We start from the raw sequence: 25,224 nt of genomic DNA, 5'->3' as shown, positions 1-25,224 counted from the left end.
ATTGTTTTCTAGACATCAATAAATGATAAAGCAAAAACCTAATCTCTATTTTTAGAATCAATGATTATAGTTACCGGACCATCATTAAGCAACCTTACTTTCATATCTGCACCAAACATACCAGTTTGTATTGGTTTCTCTAATACATCTTGAAGCCTCTCTTTAAATTTTTCATATAAAGGAATGGCGACATCTGGTTTTGCAGCTTTAATATAACTAGGACGGTTTCCTTTTTTGGTACTCGCATGTAGCGTGAATTGACTAACCAATATCACATCACCTTTAGATGCTTTCAGAGAGGTATTCATTACACCATTCTCATCTGGAAAAATTCGAAGATTGATGATTTTATTGCAAAGCCAGTTGATATCCTCTTGGGTATCTTCATTTACAATACCAACCAAAATTAAAAGTCCTTTTCCGATTTCGGCGACTCTATTTCCTTCTATAGAAACGCTCGCTTCAGAAACTCTCTGTATAACTATTTTCATTCGTTATCATAATTATCAGTTCTGTAATGCTCGTCTTCACCTTCTAGTATCTGGATATAACTTTTATACCGTGAATACGAAATTTCATTAGCCTCTAAAGCATCTTTTACGGCGCATTTTGGTTCGTTTAAATGAATACAATTATTAAACTTACAATCTTGCTTTAAAGCAAAAAACTCAGGGAAATAATCACCAACTTCTTCTTTTTCCATATCTACAACACCAAAACCCTTAATGCCTGGTGTGTCTATAATTTTAGCATCAAAGCTTAAATCGAACATCTCAGCAAAAGTAGTAGTATGTTGCCCTTGGCTATGTTGCAAAGAAATAGCTTTTGTTTTTAAATCTAAGGATGGTTCTATGGCATTGACTAAAGTAGATTTACCTACACCAGAATGACCCGCAAACATACTCACCTTACCTTCCATTATGGCTTTTACTTTATCTATGTTTTTTCCTGTAGTTGCAGAAATCTCTAAACAATTATAACCTATAGTTCTATATATATTTTGAAGATATTTTACCTGCAACATAGTCTCCTCGTTATAAGCATCTATTTTATTGAACAATAGTATTGTTTTTACAGAATACGCTTCTGCAGTTACTAGAAAGCGGTCTATAAAGGTTGTAAATGTTGGTGGATTATCTATAGTTACCAACAAAAACACTTGGTCTACATTAGAAGCAATAATGTGTGTTTGCTTAGATAAATTTACAGACTTACGAACAATGTAATTTTTACGTTCTTCAATACGGTTTATGACACCTGTCTCTGTATTGTTTTTAGTTTCTAATTGAAACTCTACAATATCGCCTACAGCAATAGGATTGGTGCTTTTTATACCTTGTAACCTAAAACGGCCTTTTATTCTACATTCATAGAATTTTCCATTGATGGTTTTTACGGTGTACCAACTTCCTGTAGATTTATATACTGTGCCTGTCATTATTTAGTTTAGTAGTAAAGTAACAATATATTAAGAAAAATCCTTTATTTTTTAAAGTAAAATTTTTGAACTAAATAGTCGTTAGCTGTATCTCTTAAATCTAGAATTTGATTCCACTCTGACACTTCAAATTGATTTTTTTTAAATTCAAAATTAAATGATGTACTAATGGTGAGACTATCATTTGAAAAATTTGTTTTTAGTTCACCAAAATCATTTTTAATTTCTTTTCTTAAATTATCATTCTGTATCCAATAAAATGCGTCTTTTAAATGAAAATTAATTACAAAATCTAAGTTATATTCATTATTTAAATATCCCTTTTCTAATCTTGTTTCTCGCATATGATATGGCGTATAGAAGGTATGTTGAACAAAATCGCTAGGTCTTAAATGTATAATTTCTGATGCGTTATTTATATTTAGCTCTTTGTCATATTCATATTGTATATTACAACTTGCATCCTTACTTGTAAATTGAACATTATATATAGAATCTATCTTGTGACTCATTGGTAATTGTTCTTTTACAAAACGTTTCAAATTTTCATCTGTTCTAGTGCTGTCTTTTACCAAATACATAAGCAATGCCTTGTTATTAATCCAACTATGGCCAGAATAACTTAATTTTTCTTTAATATTTAGTTTAATTTTATCTTCTTCAATTTCTCCCAAATTCACATCAATATTTTTGGCTATTTTACCTGAGTTAAATTCAGGTATATTATCAAAAGAATGTGTTCTTTCACCAAGCTCGTTTTGAGAAATAGTAAAACATTCTGTGCCTTGAAATTCTTTTTGAATATCATTTAAATTTGAAAAAGGGCTAAATAATGGGAAGTAATAAATTTTATTATCCTCACCCTTAAAAGAACAAATAATATCATCAAACTGATAAAGCGAAACGTAAGTCTTGTCTAGTTTGTTATAATTTTTATTAATTACAAAATGAAAGTTTATAGGTATCTTCATTTTTTTTACTGCTCTAGAAATTACTTGAGCGTAACTCCAAGAGATATCTATTTTATCATCTAAATCAAAATATAAATACATATTGTTCTCCAATGGTTCATTGATCTGTTTTAAAATAAACTTAAACTTTTCTTTTGTCCCAACGATCGTTTCAATTTCTGTAATAGCGTCATTGATTGATTTCCCTTCAAATATGAATTTCTTTTTAGTTTTTTTTCTAGAGGGTTTAAAGTATTTAGCAAAATCCTCCCACGTGTCATCTTTTACAGTTATTTCCTTTTTTATCATATAAGTTAAATCAGGCTCATAAAGAAAAGAGTTACTATATATTTCATTATATTTAGGCTTAATATTATTTAAAGTGATTTTCTTCCCTTCATTATAAGAATAGTCTGTATTACGCGCATCTTTTTCACCAAAATAATGTGGCCATAACTTAATCTTGTATTTATCTGCGTTTATAAAAACACTCTTCTCAATACAAAAATCATTATTAACAAATGATAGCCTATCTGTTTTATAATAATACTCTGGATCTATATCAATAATTTCTTGTGTTGTAAAAATATATTCTACTTGGTCACCTATATTGATATCTTTTATAGCTAGCATTTTTACGTTACCTTTTTGCTTATAAAAGAAAGGTGCATTAGCTGGCAATGTTGTTGTAATAAAATCTGTATTATCAGTTTTAACAACCTTTCCATCTTTTTTTAACGTTTTTACCTTACAATCAACGTAGTCTAAATTATAATGTAAATCATTAAATATTTTAATATACAGCTTATTGTATTGCTCGAGTCCATACAATGTATTAATTTTAATTTTACGGTGAATGGTTTTTAAATTCCTTACTTTAAATTCTCCATTTTCTCTTATCTTACCTACATCAATATAAGTTCTATCGTATATTATAGTCGCATCTGACTTTTCTTCGTTAGAAATTTCTTCATATTTAGACTTCTCAAAATTATTATTTGCTTCCTCATTAATCTGTGCTTTAATAACATTTATAACACCAAAACAAATTAATAATGCAAGTATTATTTTATTCATAATTAAGTGGATAATTATTAAATGCTTTCACTTTAGAAACAAAATCATTCCATGCGGTATGATCCGTTAGTGAAGAATGTAATAAGTTTAAGGTAAGTTTTTGATTAACAAAATAATCACTACCAACTTTTTGTGTATAAAAATTTGCATTAAAATTCTCATTACCAATTTGCTCTTTAACATATGCTTCAGCAGGTAAGTTACCACCGTTTTTTATTTGCAATTTCACATTAATTGTTTGAGGAAAATCAATATAAACAGCAGGCATATGTTCTAATATTTTATCATATAGCAAAACATCTAAAAAAGGAAACAAAGTTAAATCACCATTTGTTTTAGCAATATTCATATAATTACCAGAAACTTTGTAAGAAATAAGATTCTCTGATGTGGCTACGTTGTATATTTTTTTAACCTTAATACCATCTAAATAATCATCTATAAAATAATACGGTAAATGTTTCTTACTATTAAATGACATGTGTTTATCTGCCGCAATAAAATCAAACACAAAATGTCCTGAGTATTTTATACTTAAATCAATTGTTGGTTGCGATTTACTCAAATCTAAAACACCTGTTATATCAATAACATTATCTAAAGGATTTGATTTTTTAATAGTAAGCGTTTCATAAGCATTCCCTTTGGCTACTAAAACCTGTTTACCCTCCAAGTGAGATGGGACTTTTAACCATGATACAGATTTACTAGTACCATCTAAAAAGTACATTTTATTATTAAATTCTAATCCGCAAATCATATGGTTATCTACAACCAAAGAAGGTATACTGTAATCATAGTTTTTACTTCTTGTACCTAACCAAGCATGTTTAGCATTGAATCCTTGAGATTGCAATAAATTTACTAAAAGGTTAGCGATCCCTTTACAATCACCAAACTTTGACTTTGCTACATTATCTGCTTCATCTGGTTTAAAACCTGCTATACCATCTTCAAATGCTACGTATTGAATATTATTTTGTACCCATCTAAATATTTTATCTATTTTTTCTGAATCATCGGTACTATTTCCAATAATAGAATTCGCTAATTTATTTATATAATTCATATCTGGCTTTAATTCCTTAATTAAGGAATTGTACCATTCGTATAAATTATCCGTAGATTTTAAAATTTCAATAATCTCACCATCATTATTAGTTTCATCTACGGATATAATAATATGAGGTAAATAATAGTTTCCATTAACTGATACTGAACTAGATTTATATCTATTAAGATTTTTACCTATATATTTTATATAACTATCGTTTTCAATTTTTTCTATACCATTTAAATTAAAATCATATATAGAAAATTTTACGTTAGAATTTTTTTTAATAGATATTTCAACATCTTCGACGGCTTCATTATTATGTTGAAAAAAAAAGCTATTTAAAAATTTTAGGTCATTATATAAAACTTCATAAGAGTACGTTACTATATAATTATCTGGCAGTGACAACGAACATTTAAACTGTTTTACTTTGAGATCGGAGTAAAAAATATTATTAACGAAAAAATTCTTCTCATCAGAATATTTTACCTTAACGTTTTCTAATAAAACTTTCTTACCTAAAGAATCAATTTTGAAATAACGCGCGTTAGATAGTTTTAATTTCTGAAATTTATGAAAAGGCACTTGTACCAAGCCACTTTCATCATTATTACCAATGTATAATTTTTGGTATTGGTGTTTCACTTTAGCCTTATAACTACGGCTGTTTTCATCGTAAATGAAAGCGATGTTAATTTTCTTTTTTAAAGTTGTTAGACCTTTTCCAAAATCTCTTTCATACTTAGACAAATCAATTTGTCCTATTAGCTGAGAACTAAATAGGACAAACGATAAATATATAAATATTTGTACTGGTTTAATCCGCAAGCTGTCTTTTGAATCTTTCAACTTTTGCTAAAATCTTTTTTTGAATCTGTTCTAAAGTTGCTGGTTTAAGTCTTTTTTTACCTAAAAACCCTACAATAACATCATCTGCCTCAGTAGATAACAATAAATTATAATTGTAAACAATTAAAGAATTTTGCGTATATATTCTAAAGGTTTTCCAATAATAAGAATCAGCATCTCCTTCAATTCGTTTATTATTAATTTCTTCTTCGGTTGTAAATTCGTACTTACTCAATTTCCAACTTTTAAGAGCTTCCTTTAAATCTGTATTTCTTCTCTCTGCTTTTTTCTCATTTTTGTGCTCACTTTTTGGCACTAAAAAAGTTTTATCTTCAACTCCATCATACCAGTCTATTAAACCTTGTTTGTATTTATTTTTAGCACCTTTTCTATTTGCCTTTCCTTGTTCTTCAACTAATTCTGCTGCTACAGTTAAAGACTCATTTAACATATTCATCATTAAACGAATATCATTCTTATCGGTTAAATCTAATCCTGTAATAATACTACGTGCTACAACTTTTTTCTTAGGACCTGCAACTACTATATTTGCGTAACTATTACCATAGTTATCTGCATAATAAAAAAGCAAGACCGCTTTTTCATCTTTACTTTTTAGTACTTTTTTGTGGTCAAAGGCTCTAATTTCGTAATCTGTTGCATCATAAGAAGACTCCGCCATGGCTTCTTGCCAAGCAAGGTTATATTCTTCAACCTCGGCTTTTGCATCGGCAAGCTTATCAAGCTTTCCTTTTTTTGTCATCCTAGCAGAATACCTCTTATTAACTTCGTAAGTTGGTATATAAAGTACTTTATCTTTTAAGATTGAGTAATCAAAGTTTTTTACAGCGGGCATTTGACTAAAACCGATGTTAAATGTAATTAACACGGCAAACAACCAAACACATTTTACAATTTTGTTCATAGATTTAAATTGAGTTAATTTTAGATTAAAAAGAAAGACTAAATAGATTGATAAAATATTTAGAATTCATTAACAAGTAATTTCTTATTATATCAAAAATAACTTTTTTATTTAAAAGTAAAAGAATATTTGAACATTTAAGTAGTGAGTTAAATTACTTGTTTAATCCTCAATGTTATGAAAAGCAAACTCCTAAATAAATTAAAGTTAGGTTTAATTCCTTATCGCTCTAATCGGTTCTAAGCGTTTACCTTCTGCAATAATATTTATGATATAAATTCCTGAAGAAAATTGAGATAAATCTATAACAACATTTTTATCTAATTCTTGATAGGATGAATTTTGAATGACTCTTCCAGACATATTTGCTATTGAAATTTCTAGGTTTTCATAGTTGTCATTTAATTCTAGTTGAAAAATACCGTTAGATGAAGGATTTGGGAAAAGTTTGTTTTTTTCTATTGATTTACTTTCTAGATGAGTCTCACATATTCTTATACCTCCACAGCAAAATGTTGTTCGTGTAATACTTCCATAAGCTATCACTACAGCCTCATCAAAACTATCCACTTCAAGTTTAATCTCTAAGTTTTCAGTTTTATTTAAAACAATCTCTTTGGTTTTATAGCCCAAGTAAGAAACCGATAAAGTATCACCTTTTTTGGCTTGGAGATTAAACTCGCCTTTACTATTAGTTGCAATGCCTTTTGTAGAGTTTTTAATAAATACGTTAGCGGATTCTAATGGAATGGAATCGTTAGTTACAACTCCTGAAATTGAAATCTGCGCCATTGCTACTAAGTTAAAACAAAGCACAAGGGTTAATAAAGTCATTTTTTTCATGGTTATTGGTTTTGGTTAATACTTCAAACTTAGCTTGAAACTCTATTTTTAAAAATCGATATTTCGTGAATGGACCTTTTCAGTTAGTTAACATACCTAACGAAAAAGGCTCGCAAATTGCGAGCCTTTATATTTACAATAACTAAACTAATTTAGCCATTAATAATCTTTTCTTGACGGTTAATCGATTCTTGGTGAACGGCTTTAAACATGCGTAAAATAAACTCTTCGCTTAATCCTCTTTCTTCACCTTCTAATACCATTTTGCCCAAAATCTCATTCCAACGTTTACTTTGTAAAACTGCAACATTCTTTTGTTTTTTTAATCCTCCTATACCTTCAGCTACTTTCATACGTTTACCTAATAAATCTAGAATTTGATTATCCACAACATCTATCTGAGCTCTTAAATTATTTAATTCAGAATTATAAGCGGCTTCCGAATCCGTTTCTTTTCTAATTTTTAAATTAGTCATTATTTGCACTAAACTTTCTGGAGTTACTTGTTGTGCAGCATCACTCCAAGCATTATCAGGATCAAAATGTGTTTCAATCATTAAGCCATCAAAATTAAGATCTAGGGCCGTTTGAGATACATCAAAAATCATGTCTCTGTTTCCTGTAATATGAGAAGGATCGTTAATTAATGGTATATCTGGAAACTTATTTTGAAACTCAATTGCCAACTGCCATTCTGGTATATTTCTATATTTAGATTTTTCGTATGTAGAAAACCCTCTATGGATGGCGCCTAAGTTTTTAATACCTGCAGAATATAATCTTTCTATACCACCTAACCATAACGATAAATCTGGATTTACCGGATTTTTAACTAATACAATCTTATCTGTTCCCTCTAAAGCATCTGCAATTTCTTGCATTATAAATGGACTTACAGTAGAACGTGCACCGATCCATAATAAATCTACATCGTGCTCTAAAGCTAATTTTACGTGCGCTGCATTAGCTACTTCAGTACAGGTTTTCATACCTGTTTCTTCCTTAACTTTTTGTAACCATTTTAAACCTAAGGCACCAACACCTTCAAAATTTCCTGGTCTTGTTCTAGGTTTCCAAATACCTGCTCTGTAATAATTAACGTCAGTATCTTTTAGCTGGTGCGCTATTTTTAATACTTGTTCTTCTGTCTCTGCACTACATGGCCCTGCTATTACTAGTGGATGATCTAATTTCATATCATCCAACCATGTTCTCATTTCTTTCTTGTTTTCCATTTTGCTATTAGTTTTTACTAAGTTTTAATTGTTTTATTTATCAGGTCTTACTTTTCCTAATAATCAATTAGTTTTTCTTTTTAATTATTTAATTCCGTTTAATATGTCTTTTATATAATTTGTAGATTCCATTTCGTTATAAACCGCCTCAAAATCATCATCTTGCATCATTTTTTTAAAGTGGTTTAAATTTGAAATATACTCTTCTAAGGTTTCAATTACATTAGTCTTATTTTGTTTAAAAATTGGTGTCCACATCGCTGGCGAACTTTTAGCTAAACGAACAGTGCTTTCAAATCCACTGCCTGCCATATCAAAAATATCGCGTTCGTTTTTCTCTTTATCAATAACCGTTTTACCTAGCATAAAAGCACTAATGTGAGATAAATGTGAAACATAAGCGATGTGTTTATCATGTGCTTTTGGATTCATATATCTTATTCTCATTCCTAAATCTGAAAATAACTTTAATGCTTTTTCTTGAAGTTTAAACGCTGTTTCTTCTACCTCACAAATAATGTTTGTTTTGTTATTATACAAGCCTAAAAGTGCTGCTTTTGGACCAGAATATTCTGTACCAGCTATAGGATGTACTGCTAAATAATTTCTTCGTTTAGGATGATTTTTTACTTTGGCACAAATATCTTCTTTGGTAGAACCAACATCGAACACAATTGCGTTATCAGACACCTTATCTAATACCTTTGGCAAAACGTTAATTGCGGCATCTACAGGTATGGCCAAAATAACCAAATCCGCATGTTTTAAATCTTCAAACTGAGCCGTTTTGTCAATTACTTTCAAAGCTATTGCTTCTTCTAAATGTGCTTCATTATTGTCTATACCATAAATGGTACTTTCTGGATGCAACTTTTTTATATCTAAAGCAAAACTTCCGCCAATTAACCCAACTCCTATAATAAAAACCGTCTTCATTCTATCTAAATTCTTGCTATTGCTTCTTTAATAATTTCTTGTGATGCACATAACGAAAAACGTACATAACCTTCACCATTACTGCCAAAAACGGTTCCTGGCGTCATAAATATAGAATAGTCTTTTAATACCATATCTGTAAAATCTTCAGACTTAATTTTTGGTGGTAATTTTGCCCAAACAAATAAACCTGATGCTTCTTTATCATAAGTGCATTTAAGGCTATCTGCTAGTTTCCAAATTAACTCTCGCCTGGTTTGGTACACGCTATTTAAACTCTGAAACCATATGTCTGAACATTTTAAGGCTTCTATTGCTCCTTTTTGTATGCCATAAAACATACCAGAATCCATATTACTTTTTACGCGTAAAACAGCACTTACAAAATCGTAATTACCTGCTAACATACCAACACGCCAACCTGCCATATTAAATGTTTTACTCAAAGAATTTAATTCTAAACACACACTTTTTGCGTCTTTATATCTAAGAATACTATTTGGTTTATGGTTAAGTATAAAACTGTACGGATTGTCATTTACTATTAAAATATCATGACGTTTACCAAAGGCAATAACCTTATCGTAAAACTTATTATCTGCATTACTACCCGTTGGCATGTGCGGATAATTAATCCACATAATTTTTACGCGTTTTAAATCTAAACGTTCTAATTTTTTAAAATCTGGTTGCCAATTGTTCTTTTCCTTTAAGTCGTAATAAATTGGTTTTGCTTCTAATAATTTAGTCACCGACGAATACGTTGGATAACCAGGATTTGGCACTAAAACTTTATCGCCCTTATTTAAAAAAGCCATTGAAATATGCATAATTCCTTCCTTGCTTCCCATTAACGGCAATACTTCTGTTTGTGCACTAAGATTTACTTTATAATGTCTTTTGTAGAAGTTTGTAATTTCTTCTCGCAACTCTGGCAAACCTTGATAGCTTTGGTATTGGTGTGCTTTTTCGTCTATTAAACTATCTTGTAGTGTCATAGAAGCTTTAAAAGGTGGTTCTAAATCCGGACTTCCAATTCCTAAATTAATGATAGGTTTTCCTTGTGCTTTTAAAAGCGCAACTTCTCTCAACTTTTTAGAAAAATAGTACTCTTCTACATTTTGTAAACGTTTTGCAACTTCTATCATCGTCTTGCGTTTTTATATTCGCCTAAAATTTTAAAATTCTCCGCCATTAAATTCAAAATTGATATGGCTTTATCGTAATCTTTATACGTTTCAAACGTAACATCTACAAAAAAGGCATATTTCCATGGTGTTTCAATTTTTGGTAACGATTGTATTTTGGTTAAGTTTAATTTACAATCACTTATAACATTTAATATGGCAGCTAAACTTCCACGTTTATGATCTAATTCAAACTTTAAAGAGGCTTTATTTATGATACTTGTGTCTTTTTCATTATCGTCTCGCTTTACAATTACAAAACGTGTCTCATTATGTTTTATAGTTTGAATACTCTCTGCCAACAATTTTATGCCATATAATTCAGCCGCATTTTTACTTGCTATTGCTGCAATTCCCTTAATATTTTGTTCAGAAATTTGCTTTGCAACATCTGCTGTATCTTTAGCTTCTACTAGTTTTAAATGCGGATAGGATTGAAAAAATGATTTACACTGTAATAATGCCATTGGGTGAGAATGCACTTCTTTAATATCTTCAATAGTTTGCCCATCTAAAGCCATTAAACAATGTTCTATACCTAAATAATACTCACCAACAATACTTAAATTATGACTGTCAATCAATGCATAATTAGGGATAATTGAACCTGCTATGGAGTTTTCTATAGCCATTACTACTTGATCCGTTTTTCCTTCTAACAATGCATCTACAACATTATCAAAAGACATGCATTCTACAACTTCAGAATTTTTACTAAAATAATTCTGAACCACTAAATGATGAAATGATCCTTTAATTCCTTGTATAGCTATTGGTTTTTTCAATTTTTATTGTCTTATTTATTGCACAAAAAAAAGTCCCGATTAAATCGAGACTTTATAATTTATATTTAAATAATACATATTCAGTCTCGTTCCTTTAGCTAAAAAAGAAATAAAACCAGTTAAAATATGTTTTAGATATGTTCATTATTGTAATTATGTTGCTAATGTAATTATTATTTTTACAAATCAAAATTGTAACATTGATTTTTTAATAAATTCTTTAAAGTTTTAAAGAATTAATAAAATAAGTGATTCAATATTCTGATTTACTTATTTTTGAATAAAATTATTTTCTATGGCAATCGAAGTAAAAAACATCACTAAACTATATAAAGAACAAAAGGCTCTAAACGATGTTTCTTTTAAAGTAGAAGACGCTGAGATTGTTGGTTTCTTAGGGCCAAATGGTGCCGGAAAATCAACTATGATGAAAATCTTAACAACCTATATTGATACCTCTGAAGGTTCTGCTTTAGTTAATGGTTTTGATGTAACTTCAGATAAAAAAAACGTACAAAGTAGCGTTGGTTATTTACCAGAACACAATCCGCTTTATACAGACCTGTATGTTAAAGAGTATTTAAATTTTAATGCCAATGTTTATGGTACTCCAAAATCTCGCATAGAAGAAGTTATAGAATTAACGGGTTTAACACCAGAAGCGCACAAAAAAATAGGACAACTTTCTAAAGGTTATAGACAGCGTGTTGGTTTAGCCAATGCGATGTTGCATAATCCTGAAGTTTTAATTTTAGATGAACCAACCACAGGTTTAGATCCAAACCAACTGGTTGATATTAGAAATTTAATAAAAACCATTGGAAAAGAAAAAACAGTTTTTCTTTCTACGCATATTATGCAAGAAGTTGAAGCTATGTGTGATCGCGTAATTATTATAAATAAAGGAGAAGTTGTTGCTGACAAATATTTGAAAGATTTAAGAGCAGGACAAGAGCAAATTGTTATTGTTGAATTTGACTACAGAGTTGAAGATGCTTTTCTTTTAAAATTGCCAAAAGTAACAGCTGTAAAAAACACGCATAGTTTTGTTTATGAAATTACATTTTCTACCAAAGAAGATATGCGTTCTCATGTATTTGACTTTGCACATGATAATGAATTAAAAATTCTTCAATTAAATCAAAAAAACGCAAGTTTAGAGAGTTTATTTAGAGAAATGACGAGTTAGAAGTCCATTCTAACCTTTCTAAAATAAAGGAATTTTTATGGTTCTGAAATATCTAAACTATTAATCAAAAATTAATTCGCCAGTATAAAAACGCTCTACATCTACAACTGTTGGTTGGTTTACAGCAATTAAATTTCCTGTTCCTCTAATTTGCCCAGTTAAAGATTGTTGTGGATTAACAACCATATCATTACTACTACGCTGAAATACAGTAACGTTTTGAGCTATGAGATTTTCACCTTCAAAACGACCTACACCAGCATAAAAACCAATTGATAAATCATCAACAATACCGTCTATGTAAAAGAATGATAAGTTATTTGAAACCGCATTAAGACTGTTAGAATCTACAGTTAATCTAAAATCACCAATTGTATAGTCACTTTCGTCACTAAAATCTTCAGACAATAAGGTTAAGTCATCATAATCTAAAATCCCGGTTGAAGAAATATCATATTGTGTAGAACTTCTTATTTGAGTTAAATTAGGAGCTTCAACATATATTTTAGTAATTCCATAATCCCTTACAAAATTGCAAGAATTGTTATCCGTTAAAATTAGTTGATTATCTATAACCTCCACATTAACATCATTTATAAGATTTTCGCCAGTTTCTACTGTTACTTTATGGTCTTCGGCTGAGGTAATAAATAATTCTATATCTCTATTAACTAAAATACTTGTAAAATTTGGAACTATAATTTCTTGCTGAATAATCTCTCCTGAAGTTTGAAAACAATCATTAGCATCTTCGCTATTACAAGCAAATACTAGTAAAATTAGTATGTAAATTGTTTTCTTCATTTTTATAATCTTACACCAACTCCAAATTCTATAGCTTCAGCTTTTGCACCATGAGATTTTAAAGTTACAGCACCAAATAATTTATTACCAAAGTAATGTTTTAGACCCACTCTAATATAACTTCGTCCTTCAAAATCATATGGATAATAGACATAGTAACCCAATTGTGATATTACAGACATTTTGTTTATAAACAACTCATGGCCAACAAAAAGTCCAACACGTTTATAATCTTCATCTCCACTAACATCTTCTTCTGGGAACGCCACGGATTTGTAATAAATTAATTCTTTTAAAAAGTTTGAAAAGAAAACGTCTACTCCTAATTGAAGTGCACTAAGGTGATTTAGGCGTTTATCTGCATATCCCGAAAATATATAAAACGGAAATTGGTCACTACCAATAACATCGCTTTGGTTGACTCCGGATCTAAAAGCCAAATTAAATTTTAGGTTTTCTGTAAATTTTTCGTTGCTTAAATCCGTTATATATTCAGGATCTTGTTGTTCTAAATTATACGTTAAACCAACATTTAACGCTATAGTATTCACACTTGTATTTGGCGCTTTTACATTGCCGTTAGAGTAATGCGACAACGTTAAACCTCCTTGTAAACCAAACCTGTTAAAAAGTCGTTCTCGCCTGTAATTAAACATAAGATATGTAGAGCTTAAAATATCAGACCCAAATGCAATATTTTTAGGGTTTTCTAATTTATCATACGGGTTGGTATTATAAGCTAAGCCTTGTCCGATTCTTAACACTAAATTTCGTTTAAGAAAATAGAAATTATAGTGTGCATACAAGGCATAATTGTTACCTAAAATTTCGTTTTTTAAATCTTGATAAATAAAAGAAACACCATAATCTGGATAGCCAAAACGTTGTTCCCAAGCTTTTTTTCCGAATGTTTTTTTATTATAACTTAGAATAAAACCTTCAGGATGACCTTTAATTAAATGCAGAATATCGTTATTATGAAGTGCTATATTTCCACCAAAATAATTAAAATCTAGATATGCATTATTTGTTTCCTTTTGAGCACTGAGTACTATTGAAGAAAATAATAAAAATGAAACAAATAATTTTTGCATTAGTAATTATTAAACAGTAAAAATAGTCAATAATTACAATTAAAAAAGTGAAGACTAAAAATGAAAACTATACTATTGATGCAATTACAAGAGAAATAGCCGTTAACATTAAAACTTGACAAATAAACTTAATTTCCGATTTATTTTTTTTAAGTAATTTCATAGCAATTTGAGGTTTTTAATTATAGTGCTAAGAACCAACTTTTAAATGACTAATATGTTAAGTGAAATCAAACAAATTGTTATTATAAAATATCATCAAAAAGACTTGAGGATAAGTAACGATCACCTCTGTCGCAGATAATAGCAACTACAACACCTTTATCTATCTCTTCAATAATTTTTAATGCGGTTGCTACAGAACCTCCACTACTCATACCTGCAAAAACACCTTCTTCTTTTGCTAACCTTTGGGTTGTGGTTTTTGCTGTTTTCTCACTAACTTCTATCACTTGATCGACCTTTGATTTATTAAAAATACTTGGTATGTAATCTGGCGACCATTTTCTAATACCCGGAATACGAGAACCATCTTCTGGTTGGGCTCCTATGATTTGTATATTTTCATTTTGTTCTTTGAGAAATGTAGAAGTTCCCATAATAGTTCCTGTGGTTCCCATAGCAGATACAAAATGTGTAATTTTGCCTTTAGTATCTCGCCAAATTTCTGGTCCTGTAGTTTTATAATGTGCTCGCCAATTGTCTTCGTTTTCAAACTGATTAAGTAAGATATAGCCTTCATTGTCTCGCATATTAAACGCCACATCTCTAGAGCCTTCAATACCTCTATCTGCAGAGGTTAAAATAACCTCTGCACCATAAGCACGCATAGTTTTTACGCGTTCTTCTGTTGAATTCTCTGGCATTACTAATGCCATTTTTAATCCAAACGATTGTGCTACATAGGCAAGAGCGATTCCTGTATTACCACTTGTTGCTTCCACTAAACGGTCGCCTTTTTTAATATCACCTCTTTTTATGGCTTCAGAAATCATATTAAAAGCTGGCCTATCTTTAACGCTTCCTCCAGGATTATTCCCTTCTAATTTTAAAAGCAACGTAACATTAGGCTTATTCACTAAATTTACTGCTTTCACCAAAGGTGTATTTCCTATTAGATTTAGTATGCTCATTTCTTATTTATTAGTAATTCTTATATCAGATTTATAGGTCACTAAAGATCCCTCTGGTATAGATTCTGTAATCCAAACGTTGGCACCAATTACACTATTTCTGCCAATTACTACATCACCACCAAGTATAGTAGCATTGGCGTAAATAGTAACATTATCCATAATGGTTGGATGACGTTTAATACCTTTTAATATTTTTTCAACTTTAATTCCGCCTAAGGTTACACCTTGATAAATGGTTACATTATTATGTATGACTGCTGTTTCTCCAATTACAACACCTGTAGCATGATCTATAAAAAATGAATTTCCAATTTCTGCTCCAGGATGAATATCTGTACCTGTAACACTATGCGCGTATTCGCTAATCATTCTTGGTAAAATAGGAATATCTAAATCCCATAAAATATGACTAATTCTATACATTGTTATAGCATAAAAACCAGGATAAGCTAAATATACTTCACGCAAACTTTTAGCTGCTGGATCGTTATTATATGCTGCTTGAACATCTAAATGTAAGATTGGTCTTAGAGTTTTTAATCCCGTTTTAAATTGAGACCATTTAGTTTCACAAATACCACATTCTAAACCTTCTGAAATTTTAAAAAAAGAATCTTTTAATAAATCTAATTCTAAATCTTGATTTACCTCTGTTTCTACCACCAAGTAGAATAAATCTTTGGCTAAATCCTCAACGTCTTCTTTAAATCTTTTAGGTATATGTAACGACGAATTCATAGGCTACTATCTGATATTTAATGTTTGCTTTTAGCTCTGTCTATTAAATAGGGTTGTAATTACCTTATCTTATTTAACCAAACAATGAGCATACAAAAATAATGTATAAACCCTTCAACTAGAAACAAAAAAAGCCAGTATCACAATTAAATGATTACTGGCATAATGTAATATTTTATATTGTTTAAACCTCTGGTGCCAACTCAATCTCCAATCCATTTATAGCTTCAGTAATTGGAATTTGACAGCTTAATCTACTATTTTCTTTTACATTAAAAGCTTCTGCAAGCATTGCATCTTCCTCATACTCCATTTCGTTTATTTCTATATCTGACAGAATGTAGCATTGGCAAGAAGCACACATAGCCATACCACCACAAACTCCAATAGTTCCCTCTGGTGCTAACTCATAAGAGCGCACCACTTCCATTAAATTCATTGCCATATCGGTTGGTGCTAAAACGGTATGTTTTTTGCCTTCTCTATCTGTAATATGTATGGTTACATCTTGCATTAAACTATTGCTTTTACTACCGCTTTAGGTGATTCTTTTCTACTACCATCAAAACCATTAATACCACTTACCGTTGTATATTTTAATACAAATTTCTTACCTGGATTTAATCTTTTATAAGCCGATTGACACATTAATGTTGCTTCATGAAAACCACAAAGAATTAATTTTAATTTACCTTCATACGTATTAACGTCTCCAATAGCATAAATACCCGGAATATTTGTTTGATAATCTAACGTATCTACTTTTATAGCATTTTTCTCTATCTCGAGTCCCCAATCTCCAATAGGACCTAGTTTAGGAGACAAACCAAATAACGGAATAAACTCATCTGCTTCTATAAACTCTGTATTACCATCTTTTGTTACAGAAACACCCTCTAAATGATTATCACCATGCAAAGCTGTAATTTCTGCAGGTGTTATTAAATTAATTTTATTTAAAACTTTTAATTCCTGTACTTTTTCTACAGAGTCTAATGCACCTCTAAATTCATTTCTTCGGTGAACTAATGTAACCTCTGAAGCAACATCTGCTAAGAAAATACTCCAATCTAATGCAGAATCTCCACCTCCTGCAATGACCACTTTTTTATCGCGATATACTTCTGGGTCTTTAATAAAATAGGCTACACCTTTATCTTCGTATTTTTCAATACCTTCTAACTTAGGTTTTCTTGGTTCAAAACTACCTAAACCACCTGCTATGGCAATAATTGGTGCATGATGCTTAGTGCCTTTATTGGTGGTGACAATAAAACTACCATCTTCTTGTTTTTCTATTGTTTCTGCACGTTCACCTAAGGTAAAACCTGGTTGAAACTGTTTTCCTTGTTCTAACAAATTAGCGGTTAAATCACCAGCTAATATTTCTGGAAATCCAGGAATATCATAAATAGGTTTTTTAAGGTATAACTCAGAACACTGACCACCAGGTTGTGGCAATGCATCAATTAAATGGCACTTTAATTTTAGCAAGCCAGCTTCAAATACTGTAAATAAACCTGTTGGCCCTGCTCCTATGATAAGAATATCTGTTTTAATCATAACTTTTATTTTTATTTAAATAGAATGCTATCGATAACCTTCTATCTAATTATGCACTTTTTTTTAATTGTTTTTGTTGTGCTAAATTTGCTTTTTCATAAATCTCTGAGAGATCTACTCGTTGGTTTACAACCTCTCCTATAATGATGATTGCTGGATTTGACAATTGTTTATTTTTTACAATAGTTTCTATATTTGAAATAGTACCAATACCAAATTTTTCGTTAGCTCTAGTACCATTTTGAATTATTGCAATAGCGGTTTCGGATTTTCCTTGGTTGCTAAATATTTTAACTATTTCAGATAGTTTACTCATACCCATTAAGATAACAACAGTAGCTGTAGACTTTGCTGCTAATACTACATCACCTGAAATTTTATGAGACTTTGTTGTACCAGTAATTACCCAAAAACTTTCTGATGCGTTTCGTTTTGTTAACGGTATACCAACTGTTGCTGGTACTGCAGCTGAGGAAGAAACACCTGGTACAAAAGCAACTTCAATGGCATATTCTTTTGCATTTTCTAGCTCTTCTGCGCCACGACCAAATATAAATGGGTCACCGCCTTTTAAGCGCACTACGTGGCCGAATTTTAATGCACGTTCTACTATAAGTTCATTAATTTGGTCTTGTTGATAGGCATAACACCCTTTTCGTTTTCCAACAAAAATTAATTCTGCTTTTGGTGATGCATACTCTAACAACTCTACATTAACAAGTGCATCATACAAAATAACATTTGCAGACTTTATAGCTTTAATTGCTTTCACAGTAATTAATTCTGCATCTCCTGGTCCTGCGCCAACAATGGTTAATCTTGGTGTCATAATTTCTAGTTTAATTCTGCCACTTGGTGTTCTCTATATGCTCTAACAGTATCTAAAAACTGCTGCGATGCACTTATATAGCTATTTGCAAAAGCTTCCGTTGGAGCTGTTGATTTTATTTGGTAGATAATATCGGAAAATGAATTTCCAAATGCTATTCGTTTGGTATCTACAAATAATTCATCAAATTGTTTAATTATTCCTGCTTGTGTATTTGTTTTAATATTTTCTGATAATAAAATGGCTTTTGCAGAATTCACCATAGAACGGTAAGCTTCATAAATAGCACCAGAATACACTTTATTGTTTAATGCCTCTTTAGCTTCTGCTATTTTTTCTTCACTTTCTAAGAAAAGTGTCGCTATTAAATCTATAACTACGCCAGCACATTCACCAACTCCAATGGCTTTTACGTATTGCTCTTCTGTTCCCCAATCAATAAAATCTTCTTGTGTTAAATTTTCTATATCAGACAAATCGGTTAATAACTGATAAAAATATTTCTCGCCTTTCTCTTTATAATAATCAACAAATAGTTTTCCATTGGCATGCTCTTCAAAATCATTTAAGATTCTTCTTAACGCTTCTGGTCCTCTTCTACTCGGAATTTTCACCACCTTATCTGCAAAATAAGCATTACCATCACCTAAATTTCCGCCTCCCAATAGTACTTGTAAAGCAGGTGCTACTAATTTATCTTTAGTACGAATTGACATACCTTGAAAACCAATATTTGCCATATTGTGTTGTCCACAAGCATTCATACAACCACTAATTTTAATAACTAAATCTGTATTTTTTAAATATTGAGGATACTCAGCTTTGATAACACGTTCTAATTCTTCAGCAATTCCTGTACTACTAGCAATACCAAGATTACAAGTATCTGTACCAGGACATGCCGTAATATCTACAGCTTTATTGTAACCAGCTTCTACAAAACCTAATTTTGCTAATTCTATATAGAAAAATGGTAATAAATCTTCTTTTACAAATGGAATTAATATATTCTGACGTAAGCTTAACCGTATTTCACCTGAGGCATTTTCTTCAACTAAATCGGCTAATAAACGAGCTTTATCAGTATAGAAATCACCCAATAAAACTTTAATTCCTATAGCAACGTAACCTTTTTGTTTTTGCGGAATTACATTTGTTGATTTCCATAAGTTAAAGGCATCAACATCTTTTATATCAACTGTTGGAGCCGATACTGTAACTGGAGTTGAAGCTTTATAATTGGCTTCATCTATAGTAACTGTTTTAAACTCTATTGCACCTTGCTCTTCTTCTATTAATTGCTTAAAAGCCTCTAAACCAATATCTTTTAACAAGAATTTTAACCGTGCTTTTGCTCTACTTTTACGTTCTCCATAACGATCAAATACTCTTAGAACACCTTCCATTAATGGAATAATTTTATCTGACGGTAAAAATTCATAAAATACATCTGCATGTCTAGGTTGAGACCCTAAACCACCTGCCAACATCACTTTAAACCCTTTTACGCCATCTTTTATTTTTGCAATAAAACCAAGATCGTGCATGTAAGACAAGCCCGTATCTTCTTCTGTACCAGAAAAAGACACTTTAAATTTTCTGCCCATTTCTTGGCAAATAGGATTTCTTAAAAAGAATTTATAAAGTGCATCTGCGTATGGCGAAACGTCAAACGGTTCATTAATATCAATACCTGCTGTTTCGCTGGCTGTAACGTTTCTAACAGTGTTACCACAAGCTTCTCTTAGTGTTACATCATCACGCTCTAATTCTGCCCAAAGTTCTGGAGTTCTATTTAAATCTACATAGTGAATTTGAATATCTTGACGAGTAGTAATATGCAAACGACCTCTAGAATATTCATCTGAGACTTCAGAAATTCGTCGTAATTGGTTACTCAAAACCTTTCCGTAAGGTAATTTTATTCTAATCATTTGCACGCCTTCTTGACGCTGACCATAAACACCTCTTGCTAAACGAAGACTTCTAAATTTTTCTTCGTCAATTTTACCTTTATGAAAAAGTTCTATTTTATTAGCTAACTCAAGGATATCCTTTTCTACTACAGGATTTTCTAATTCTGTTCTAAAACTTTGCATCTGTTTTATTTATTCAAAGTGAATACCACACTCTCTATTTAAAAGCGCCTTTATTGGGTCGAAATAATTAGCGTTTTTTTCTAATTGATTCTCTTCAATATATTTATCTAAGTCTTCATCTGTCCAGTAATAAAAGGGACTTACTTTTAAAATACCTTCCTTACTAAAACTTAAAATATCTTTATTATCTCTATATTCTGTTTGTCGTACTCTAATATTAGTAAACCAAACATCTGGATTCTGCTCTTTTAAAGCACGTCTAAAAGGTTCTAACTTTACTGTTTCTGAGAACAGCGCATGATTATCGTCTTCTAAACTAGGCAAACCAATTGTTCGGTCAATTTCTTCTTTAGTTAAAAGCGACTGATATTTTAATATGTTGAGATTATATTTATTTATTAAATTCTCAGCATGATCATAAGTAGATTGCTCATTATACAGCGTATCGCACCAGACCACTCTAATGTCATTTTCTAATTTAGATATTGTACTCAACAGCACTGCAGAGTATATTCCAAAACTTGTGGTAACAATTTTGTTATCTGATAACTGCAAAGCCCATTCTGCGATTTCTAATGGAGATTTATCTCTTAGTTTTTTATTCCAAACATCTATATCTATGTCTATCATTTTCCGATTTTATTATATTCTAACCACGTTTCTCATATTAAAAATGGTTTGTGTAACCTGTCTCATAATACTATTAATTAACAATTCCTTTTACCCTATAGATTTAGTAGAGTAATACAAACATATAAATTAATATTGTAATACAAGAGAATAATTTTAAAAAAATTAACGTTTAAATTTGAGAATCCGTTAATTAGACAAATCTGCTAAGGTGGTATTTCTAAATATTTTTAGGGTATTATCACGTACCTCTAGCATAAGTTTGTTTACAGCACAGATTTTTTCATCTGGACAGTCTTCGCACTTTTCATAAAAATTAAGACTAACACAAGGTACCATTGCTATTGGTCCTTCTAACAACCGCATTACTGTTGTCATAGGAATATCCTTTGGCTCTTTTAATAAATAATAACCACCTCCTTTTCCTTTTTTAGAACCTAAAACACCATTCTTCTTTAAGGTTAGCAGAATACTTTCGAGAAATTTTTGAGATATATTTTCTGCTTTAGAAATTGTAGAAATTTGAACAGGAGTGCGCTCTTCTTGACGCGCTAAATGCACCAAGGCTTTTATTCCATATTTTGTTTTCTTTGAAAGCATAGTGTAAATCTAGGTATTTTTTTGAAAAAACAAGGTTGTCTTACTTCTCCGGATAATTTTAAAATCTTTTTGAGTATTGCAATTTTCGTTTTTTTAACGCTTAAAAGTGAATAAAATCATAAAAAAAATAAAATAAATACACGTTCCATTTAATTTTTCTACTTTTGTACTTTCAAAATTAAGAGGAAAAATTTGATCTGATTGCAACCTCTGACGCTGAAAATTTCAGCCGAAACAAAAAATGCTAAAGCAGTAAGTACTCGACTTCTCTAGCGACCAGCAATCTCAAATTTTTCTGTTTTAACTGTTATATAAAACATAGGAATTATGCCATATTTATTTACTTCAGAAAGTGTTTCTGAAGGACACCCAGACAAGGTAGCTGACCAAATAAGTGATGCTTTAATAGATAATTTTTTAGCCTTTGATCCAGAATCTAAAGTTGCTTGCGAAACCTTAGTAACTACAGGACAAGTTGTTTTAGCTGGCGAAGTAAAATCTAACACCTATTTAGACGTACAGAAGATTGCTAGAGATACTATTAACAGAATTGGCTATACAAAAAGCGAATATATGTTTGATGGAAACTCTTGTGGTGTTTTTTCTTCTATACATGAGCAATCGGAAGAAATTAATCGTGGTGTAGATAGAGCAACCAAAGAAGAACAAGGTGCAGGTGACCAAGGAATGATGTTTGGTTATGCTACTAATGAAACGGATAACTACATGCCTTTGGCTTTAGATTTATCGCACAGAATTTTAATTGAATTAGCTGAGTTACGTCGTGAAAATAAAGACATCGTTTACTTAAGACCAGATTCTAAAAGTCAAGTAACTATAGAGTATAGTGATGATAACACGCCTCAGCGAATAGATTCTATCGTAGTCTCTACACAGCATGATGAGTTTGATGAAGACGATATTATGTTAGCAAAAATCAGAAAAGATATTGTTAACATTTTAATACCTAGAGTTATTGCTAAACTACCAGAACACATCCAAGCTTTATTTAATGACGATATTACCTATCACATTAACCCAACTGGAAAATTTGTAATTGGAGGACCACATGGCGATACAGGGTTAACTGGCCGTAAGATAATTGTTGATACTTATGGCGGAAAAGGTGCACATGGTGGTGGTGCTTTTTCTGGTAAAGATCCAAGTAAGGTAGATAGAAGTGCTGCTTATGCAACAAGACATATTGCTAAAAATCTTGTAGCTGCAGGTATCTGCGATGAAGTATTGGTACAAGTTTCTTATGCTATTGGTGTTGTAGAACCAATGGCTATTTTTATTGATACTTATGGTACTTGTCCGTTTAATTTAACGGATGGTGAAATCGCTAAAAAAGTGGAAAGCATTTTTGATATGCGACCTGCTTTTATTGAAAAGCGTTTAAAACTGCGCCAACCAATGTATAGCGAAACTGCTGCGTACGGACATATGGGAAGACAACATAAAGTAGTAAATAAAACGTTTCAACAACCCAATGGCAATTCTAAAACTTTAGACGTAGAATTGTTTACATGGGAAAAATTAGATTACGTTGATCAAGTAAAAGCTGCCTTTGATATTTAAAATAGCTTTTTAAAGCTAAAATTAATTATAATTAAAAACACCCAAACTATGTATTTAGCTTGGGTGTTTTGTTTTAATTAAGTCGCAATAAATAGATAACGCTATAATTTATTTTCTTAAATAGGTGATAAACGAAAAAGCATAAGCATGCTTCTCATCGGCATCATGAGTTTTTCTACTAACTTCTTGCCATTTACTATCATCAATTTCCGGAAAAAAAGTATCTGCATTTTCAAAATCTGCATGAACTCTAGTTATTTCAAGTTTATCAACTAAAGGCATTGCTTGTTTGTATATCTCTCCTCCGCCAATAACGAAGGGCTGTTTGTCAAATCTTGAAGCATCAAGAGCATCTTCAAGAGAGTTTACAATTATTACTCCATCTGGCGCCTTATAATCTTTTTGTCTAGTTATAACTACATGTGTTCTATTAGGCAAAGGTTTTGGAAAACTTTCAAATGTTTTACGTCCCATAATAATATGATGCCCATTAGTTAAAGATTTAAAATGTTTTAAATCATCACTTAAATGCCAAATTAACTGATTATCCTTACCAATAGCATTATTTTCACCTGCAGCTACAATGATGGTTAACTCAGAGGTCTTTTTTTTTTCTAATACCTTAGGGTTTTCTTTCGCTTCAGTGTAAGCCTGTGTTTGTGCTATTTTACTTTCTTCTTTTAAAAAATTAGCTTTTAATTTATCTATTCTAGCTTGTTGTAGGTTTACCAGCTTATCTAACTGTTGTTTTTCCCATGCCTTACCCATAAATTTATGGGTAATAAAAACGCTTATAAAATGATAAATAAACAAAAAGAGCCAAGCTATAATTGCATATACAAACCAATCTATACCAGCAATTTTAAAATCTTTACCAATACCCAAAACAGTATTAGATAATATTAAAAAAACCGCACCAATTAAGAATATAACAAAATGTATATATAAACGCTTTTTTTGTTTAATGCGTTTTTGCGCATTTTCAATAAGTTCTAATTGATCTTTATCTATCGTTGAAACCGTCTTTTTCTTTCCGAACATAATGGTAATTTAATAAGATAAATATACCTAAAATTTCAATATAACTTAATTGTAATATTATGAGATTGCATATTAATTATTTTCGAAAACGATATAGCTGAAAATCAGATACTCAGAGCTAACATGGCACTTTATTGAAACAATAAAATTGTACTTTAAATTTTACATTCTTAAATAAAATCTAATTATAATATTAAGAAAATGATAATTCTTTCGTTTTTAGACCTTTAATCAGATTTAATTGCTCAATTCTTTTATACTTTTGCTTTGTAATTAAATCAATTATTATGGCAATTAAAAAGCAGTATTTAAAAAGTAAGCCAGTTTGTAAGGTCACATTTTCTGTACCTGCAGAGGAGGCAAAAAGTGTAGTTGTTCTTGGTAGCTTTAACGAGTGGAATGAAAAGAAAGCAACAAAATTAAAGAAATTAAAAAACGGTACTTTTAAGGCAACTGTTGATTTAGAAAAAGACAATTCTTACGAATTTAGATATCTTGTTGATGGTAAATCTTATATTAACGATGATCAAGCAGATGCTTATGCTTGGAATGATTTTGCTGGTGCTGAGAATAGCGTTATTAACTTATAAAAATAATTCTTACATAAAATCTTAACAAAAAGCGTCTCAATTAATTAT

At 30.7% G+C, this 25,224-nt stretch carries 24 protein-coding genes; 3 read left to right on the top strand and 21 right to left on the bottom strand.

Annotation, left to right across the window (positions count from 1 at the left end; genetic code table 11):
• Positions 1–38: 38 nt before the first annotated feature.
• The 10 genes from dtd to GN138_RS05230 all read right to left on the bottom strand — a co-directional run bounded on the left by dtd (position 39) and on the right by GN138_RS05230 (position 11,282).
• Positions 39–491, bottom strand: a complete 453-nt coding sequence (gene dtd / locus GN138_RS05275; RefSeq protein ID WP_157362749.1) for a D-aminoacyl-tRNA deacylase — start codon at positions 489–491, stop codon at positions 39–41.
• On the bottom strand, positions 488–1,438 hold the full coding sequence (gene rsgA, locus GN138_RS05270; RefSeq protein WP_157362748.1) for a ribosome small subunit-dependent GTPase A: 951 nt from the start codon (positions 1,436–1,438) through the stop codon (positions 488–490). Before rsgA ends, dtd begins: the two co-directional genes overlap by 4 nt.
• A 44-nt stretch (positions 1,439–1,482) precedes the next feature.
• Positions 1,483–3,465, bottom strand: coding sequence for a DUF3857 domain-containing protein (locus GN138_RS05265; RefSeq protein WP_157362747.1), 1,983 nt, complete (start codon positions 3,463–3,465; stop codon positions 1,483–1,485).
• Positions 3,458–5,272, bottom strand: a complete 1,815-nt coding sequence (locus GN138_RS05260; RefSeq protein WP_157362746.1) for a transglutaminase-like domain-containing protein — start codon at positions 5,270–5,272, stop codon at positions 3,458–3,460. Before GN138_RS05260 ends, GN138_RS05265 begins: the two co-directional genes overlap by 8 nt.
• A gap of 67 nt (positions 5,273–5,339) precedes the next feature.
• Positions 5,340–6,296 (bottom strand): hypothetical protein, encoded by a 957-nt coding sequence (locus tag GN138_RS05255; protein ID WP_157362745.1) that lies wholly within the window; start codon positions 6,294–6,296, stop codon positions 5,340–5,342.
• Between the two features lie 213 nt (positions 6,297–6,509).
• Positions 6,510–7,139, bottom strand: coding sequence for a carboxypeptidase-like regulatory domain-containing protein (locus GN138_RS05250; protein WP_157362744.1), 630 nt, complete (start codon positions 7,137–7,139; stop codon positions 6,510–6,512).
• 152 nt (positions 7,140–7,291) lie between these two features.
• A complete protein-coding gene (locus tag GN138_RS05245; RefSeq protein WP_157362743.1) occupies positions 7,292–8,374 on the bottom strand; it encodes a bifunctional 3-deoxy-7-phosphoheptulonate synthase/chorismate mutase type II in 1,083 nt (360 codons plus the stop codon).
• 84 nt (positions 8,375–8,458) lie between these two features.
• Positions 8,459–9,310 carry a prephenate dehydrogenase gene (locus GN138_RS05240; RefSeq protein ID WP_157362742.1) on the bottom strand — a complete coding sequence of 284 codons (852 nt, stop codon included), beginning with the start codon at positions 9,308–9,310 and terminating at the stop codon, positions 8,459–8,461.
• A 5-nt stretch (positions 9,311–9,315) separates the two neighbouring features.
• A complete protein-coding gene (locus GN138_RS05235) occupies positions 9,316–10,458 on the bottom strand; it encodes a pyridoxal phosphate-dependent aminotransferase (protein WP_157362741.1) in 1,143 nt (380 codons plus the stop codon).
• Complete coding sequence (locus GN138_RS05230) at positions 10,455–11,282, bottom strand: prephenate dehydratase (RefSeq protein ID WP_157362740.1); 828 nt, start codon at positions 11,280–11,282, stop codon at positions 10,455–10,457. Before GN138_RS05230 ends, GN138_RS05235 begins: the two co-directional genes overlap by 4 nt.
• Before the next feature lie 295 nt (positions 11,283–11,577).
• Between GN138_RS05230 and gldA the strand changes: the two genes are divergently transcribed.
• Entirely contained in the window at positions 11,578–12,471 is an 894-nt protein-coding gene (gldA, locus tag GN138_RS05225; RefSeq protein ID WP_157362739.1) for a gliding motility-associated ABC transporter ATP-binding subunit GldA, read from the top strand.
• Between the two features lie 60 nt (positions 12,472–12,531).
• Here the strand turns inward: gldA and GN138_RS05220 are convergent, their stop codons facing one another.
• The 10 genes from GN138_RS05220 to GN138_RS05175 form a co-directional block, all read right to left on the bottom strand.
• Positions 12,532–13,275 (bottom strand): head GIN domain-containing protein, encoded by a 744-nt coding sequence (locus GN138_RS05220; protein ID WP_157362738.1) that lies wholly within the window; start codon positions 13,273–13,275, stop codon positions 12,532–12,534.
• 2 nt (positions 13,276–13,277) lie between these two features.
• Positions 13,278–14,369, bottom strand: a complete 1,092-nt coding sequence (locus tag GN138_RS05215; protein WP_157362737.1) for an acyloxyacyl hydrolase — start codon at positions 14,367–14,369, stop codon at positions 13,278–13,280.
• 245 nt (positions 14,370–14,614) lie between these two features.
• A complete protein-coding gene (gene cysM, locus GN138_RS05210; RefSeq protein WP_157362736.1) occupies positions 14,615–15,502 on the bottom strand; it encodes a cysteine synthase CysM in 888 nt (295 codons plus the stop codon).
• Between the two features lie 3 nt (positions 15,503–15,505).
• Positions 15,506–16,243 carry a serine O-acetyltransferase EpsC gene (epsC, locus tag GN138_RS05205; protein ID WP_157362735.1) on the bottom strand — a complete coding sequence of 246 codons (738 nt, stop codon included), beginning with the start codon at positions 16,241–16,243 and terminating at the stop codon, positions 15,506–15,508.
• A 184-nt stretch (positions 16,244–16,427) separates the two neighbouring features.
• Positions 16,428–16,757, bottom strand: a complete 330-nt coding sequence (locus tag GN138_RS05200; RefSeq protein WP_157362734.1) for a 2Fe-2S iron-sulfur cluster-binding family protein — start codon at positions 16,755–16,757, stop codon at positions 16,428–16,430.
• The gene (locus tag GN138_RS05195) at positions 16,757–17,806 is read right to left on the bottom strand and encodes an NAD(P)/FAD-dependent oxidoreductase (RefSeq protein ID WP_157362733.1); all 1,050 of its coding nucleotides are present in this window, start codon (positions 17,804–17,806) and stop codon (positions 16,757–16,759) included. Before GN138_RS05195 ends, GN138_RS05200 begins: the two co-directional genes overlap by 1 nt.
• Before the next feature lie 49 nt (positions 17,807–17,855).
• Entirely contained in the window at positions 17,856–18,635 is a 780-nt protein-coding gene (gene cobA, locus GN138_RS05190) for a uroporphyrinogen-III C-methyltransferase (RefSeq protein WP_157362732.1), read from the bottom strand.
• Positions 18,636–18,640: 5 nt separating this feature from the next.
• Positions 18,641–20,734: a HEPN domain-containing protein gene (locus tag GN138_RS05185; protein WP_157362731.1), complete on the bottom strand. Its 2,094-nt coding sequence runs from the start codon at positions 20,732–20,734 to the stop codon at positions 18,641–18,643.
• A gap of 9 nt (positions 20,735–20,743) precedes the next feature.
• The gene (locus GN138_RS05180; RefSeq protein ID WP_157362730.1) at positions 20,744–21,364 is read right to left on the bottom strand and encodes a phosphoadenosine phosphosulfate reductase domain-containing protein; all 621 of its coding nucleotides are present in this window, start codon (positions 21,362–21,364) and stop codon (positions 20,744–20,746) included.
• A gap of 189 nt (positions 21,365–21,553) precedes the next feature.
• Positions 21,554–21,964 (bottom strand): RrF2 family transcriptional regulator, encoded by a 411-nt coding sequence (locus GN138_RS05175; RefSeq protein WP_157362729.1) that lies wholly within the window; start codon positions 21,962–21,964, stop codon positions 21,554–21,556.
• A 327-nt stretch (positions 21,965–22,291) separates the two neighbouring features.
• Between GN138_RS05175 and metK the strand changes: the two genes are divergently transcribed.
• Positions 22,292–23,545, top strand: coding sequence for a methionine adenosyltransferase (metK, locus tag GN138_RS05170; RefSeq protein ID WP_157362728.1), 1,254 nt, complete (start codon positions 22,292–22,294; stop codon positions 23,543–23,545).
• Positions 23,546–23,653: 108 nt separating this feature from the next.
• Here metK and GN138_RS05165 read toward each other — a convergent pair whose 3' ends face one another.
• Positions 23,654–24,586, bottom strand: coding sequence for a dihydrofolate reductase (locus GN138_RS05165; RefSeq protein ID WP_157362727.1), 933 nt, complete (start codon positions 24,584–24,586; stop codon positions 23,654–23,656).
• Positions 24,587–24,873: 287 nt separating this feature from the next.
• Here GN138_RS05165 and GN138_RS05160 point away from each other — a divergent pair, with 287 nt between their 5' ends.
• Positions 24,874–25,176 carry an isoamylase early set domain-containing protein gene (locus tag GN138_RS05160; protein ID WP_157362726.1) on the top strand — a complete coding sequence of 101 codons (303 nt, stop codon included), beginning with the start codon at positions 24,874–24,876 and terminating at the stop codon, positions 25,174–25,176.
• The last annotated feature ends 48 nt before the right edge of the window (positions 25,177–25,224 follow it).

The sequence above is a fragment of the Winogradskyella endarachnes genome (genome assembly GCF_009741275.1).
Classification (GTDB): domain Bacteria; phylum Bacteroidota; class Bacteroidia; order Flavobacteriales; family Flavobacteriaceae; genus Winogradskyella; species Winogradskyella endarachnes.
The sequence above is the reverse complement of the archived record's forward strand: the minus strand, read 5'-3'. Positions and strand labels throughout refer to the sequence as shown.

Bases quoted from the DNA above. Each gene is read 5' to 3' on its own strand.
- dtd (WP_157362749.1), bottom strand. From the start codon at position 491: ATGAAAATAGTTATACAGAGAGTTTCTGAAGCGAGCGTTTCTATAGAA.
- rsgA (WP_157362748.1), bottom strand. From the start codon at position 1,438: ATGACAGGCACAGTATATAAATCTACAGGAAGTTGGTACACCGTAAAA.
- GN138_RS05265 (WP_157362747.1), bottom strand. From the start codon at position 3,465: ATGAATAAAATAATACTTGCATTATTAATTTGTTTTGGTGTTATAAAT.
- GN138_RS05255 (WP_157362745.1), bottom strand. From the start codon at position 6,296: ATGAACAAAATTGTAAAATGTGTTTGGTTGTTTGCCGTGTTAATTACA.
- GN138_RS05250 (WP_157362744.1), bottom strand. From the start codon at position 7,139: ATGAAAAAAATGACTTTATTAACCCTTGTGCTTTGTTTTAACTTAGTA.
- GN138_RS05245 (WP_157362743.1), bottom strand. From the start codon at position 8,374: ATGGAAAACAAGAAAGAAATGAGAACATGGTTGGATGATATGAAATTA.
- GN138_RS05240 (WP_157362742.1), bottom strand. From the start codon at position 9,310: ATGAAGACGGTTTTTATTATAGGAGTTGGGTTAATTGGCGGAAGTTTT.
- GN138_RS05235 (WP_157362741.1), bottom strand. From the start codon at position 10,458: ATGATAGAAGTTGCAAAACGTTTACAAAATGTAGAAGAGTACTATTTT.
- gldA (WP_157362739.1), top strand. From the start codon at position 11,578: ATGGCAATCGAAGTAAAAAACATCACTAAACTATATAAAGAACAAAAG.
- GN138_RS05220 (WP_157362738.1), bottom strand. From the start codon at position 13,275: ATGAAGAAAACAATTTACATACTAATTTTACTAGTATTTGCTTGTAAT.
- GN138_RS05215 (WP_157362737.1), bottom strand. From the start codon at position 14,369: ATGCAAAAATTATTTGTTTCATTTTTATTATTTTCTTCAATAGTACTC.
- cysM (WP_157362736.1), bottom strand. From the start codon at position 15,502: ATGAGCATACTAAATCTAATAGGAAATACACCTTTGGTGAAAGCAGTA.
- epsC (WP_157362735.1), bottom strand. From the start codon at position 16,243: ATGAATTCGTCGTTACATATACCTAAAAGATTTAAAGAAGACGTTGAG.
- GN138_RS05200 (WP_157362734.1), bottom strand. From the start codon at position 16,757: ATGCAAGATGTAACCATACATATTACAGATAGAGAAGGCAAAAAACAT.
- GN138_RS05195 (WP_157362733.1), bottom strand. From the start codon at position 17,806: ATGATTAAAACAGATATTCTTATCATAGGAGCAGGGCCAACAGGTTTA.
- cobA (WP_157362732.1), bottom strand. From the start codon at position 18,635: ATGACACCAAGATTAACCATTGTTGGCGCAGGACCAGGAGATGCAGAA.
- GN138_RS05185 (WP_157362731.1), bottom strand. From the start codon at position 20,734: ATGCAAAGTTTTAGAACAGAATTAGAAAATCCTGTAGTAGAAAAGGAT.
- GN138_RS05180 (WP_157362730.1), bottom strand. From the start codon at position 21,364: ATGATAGACATAGATATAGATGTTTGGAATAAAAAACTAAGAGATAAA.
- GN138_RS05175 (WP_157362729.1), bottom strand. From the start codon at position 21,964: ATGCTTTCAAAGAAAACAAAATATGGAATAAAAGCCTTGGTGCATTTA.
- metK (WP_157362728.1), top strand. From the start codon at position 22,292: ATGCCATATTTATTTACTTCAGAAAGTGTTTCTGAAGGACACCCAGAC.
- GN138_RS05165 (WP_157362727.1), bottom strand. From the start codon at position 24,586: ATGTTCGGAAAGAAAAAGACGGTTTCAACGATAGATAAAGATCAATTA.
- GN138_RS05160 (WP_157362726.1), top strand. From the start codon at position 24,874: ATGGCAATTAAAAAGCAGTATTTAAAAAGTAAGCCAGTTTGTAAGGTC.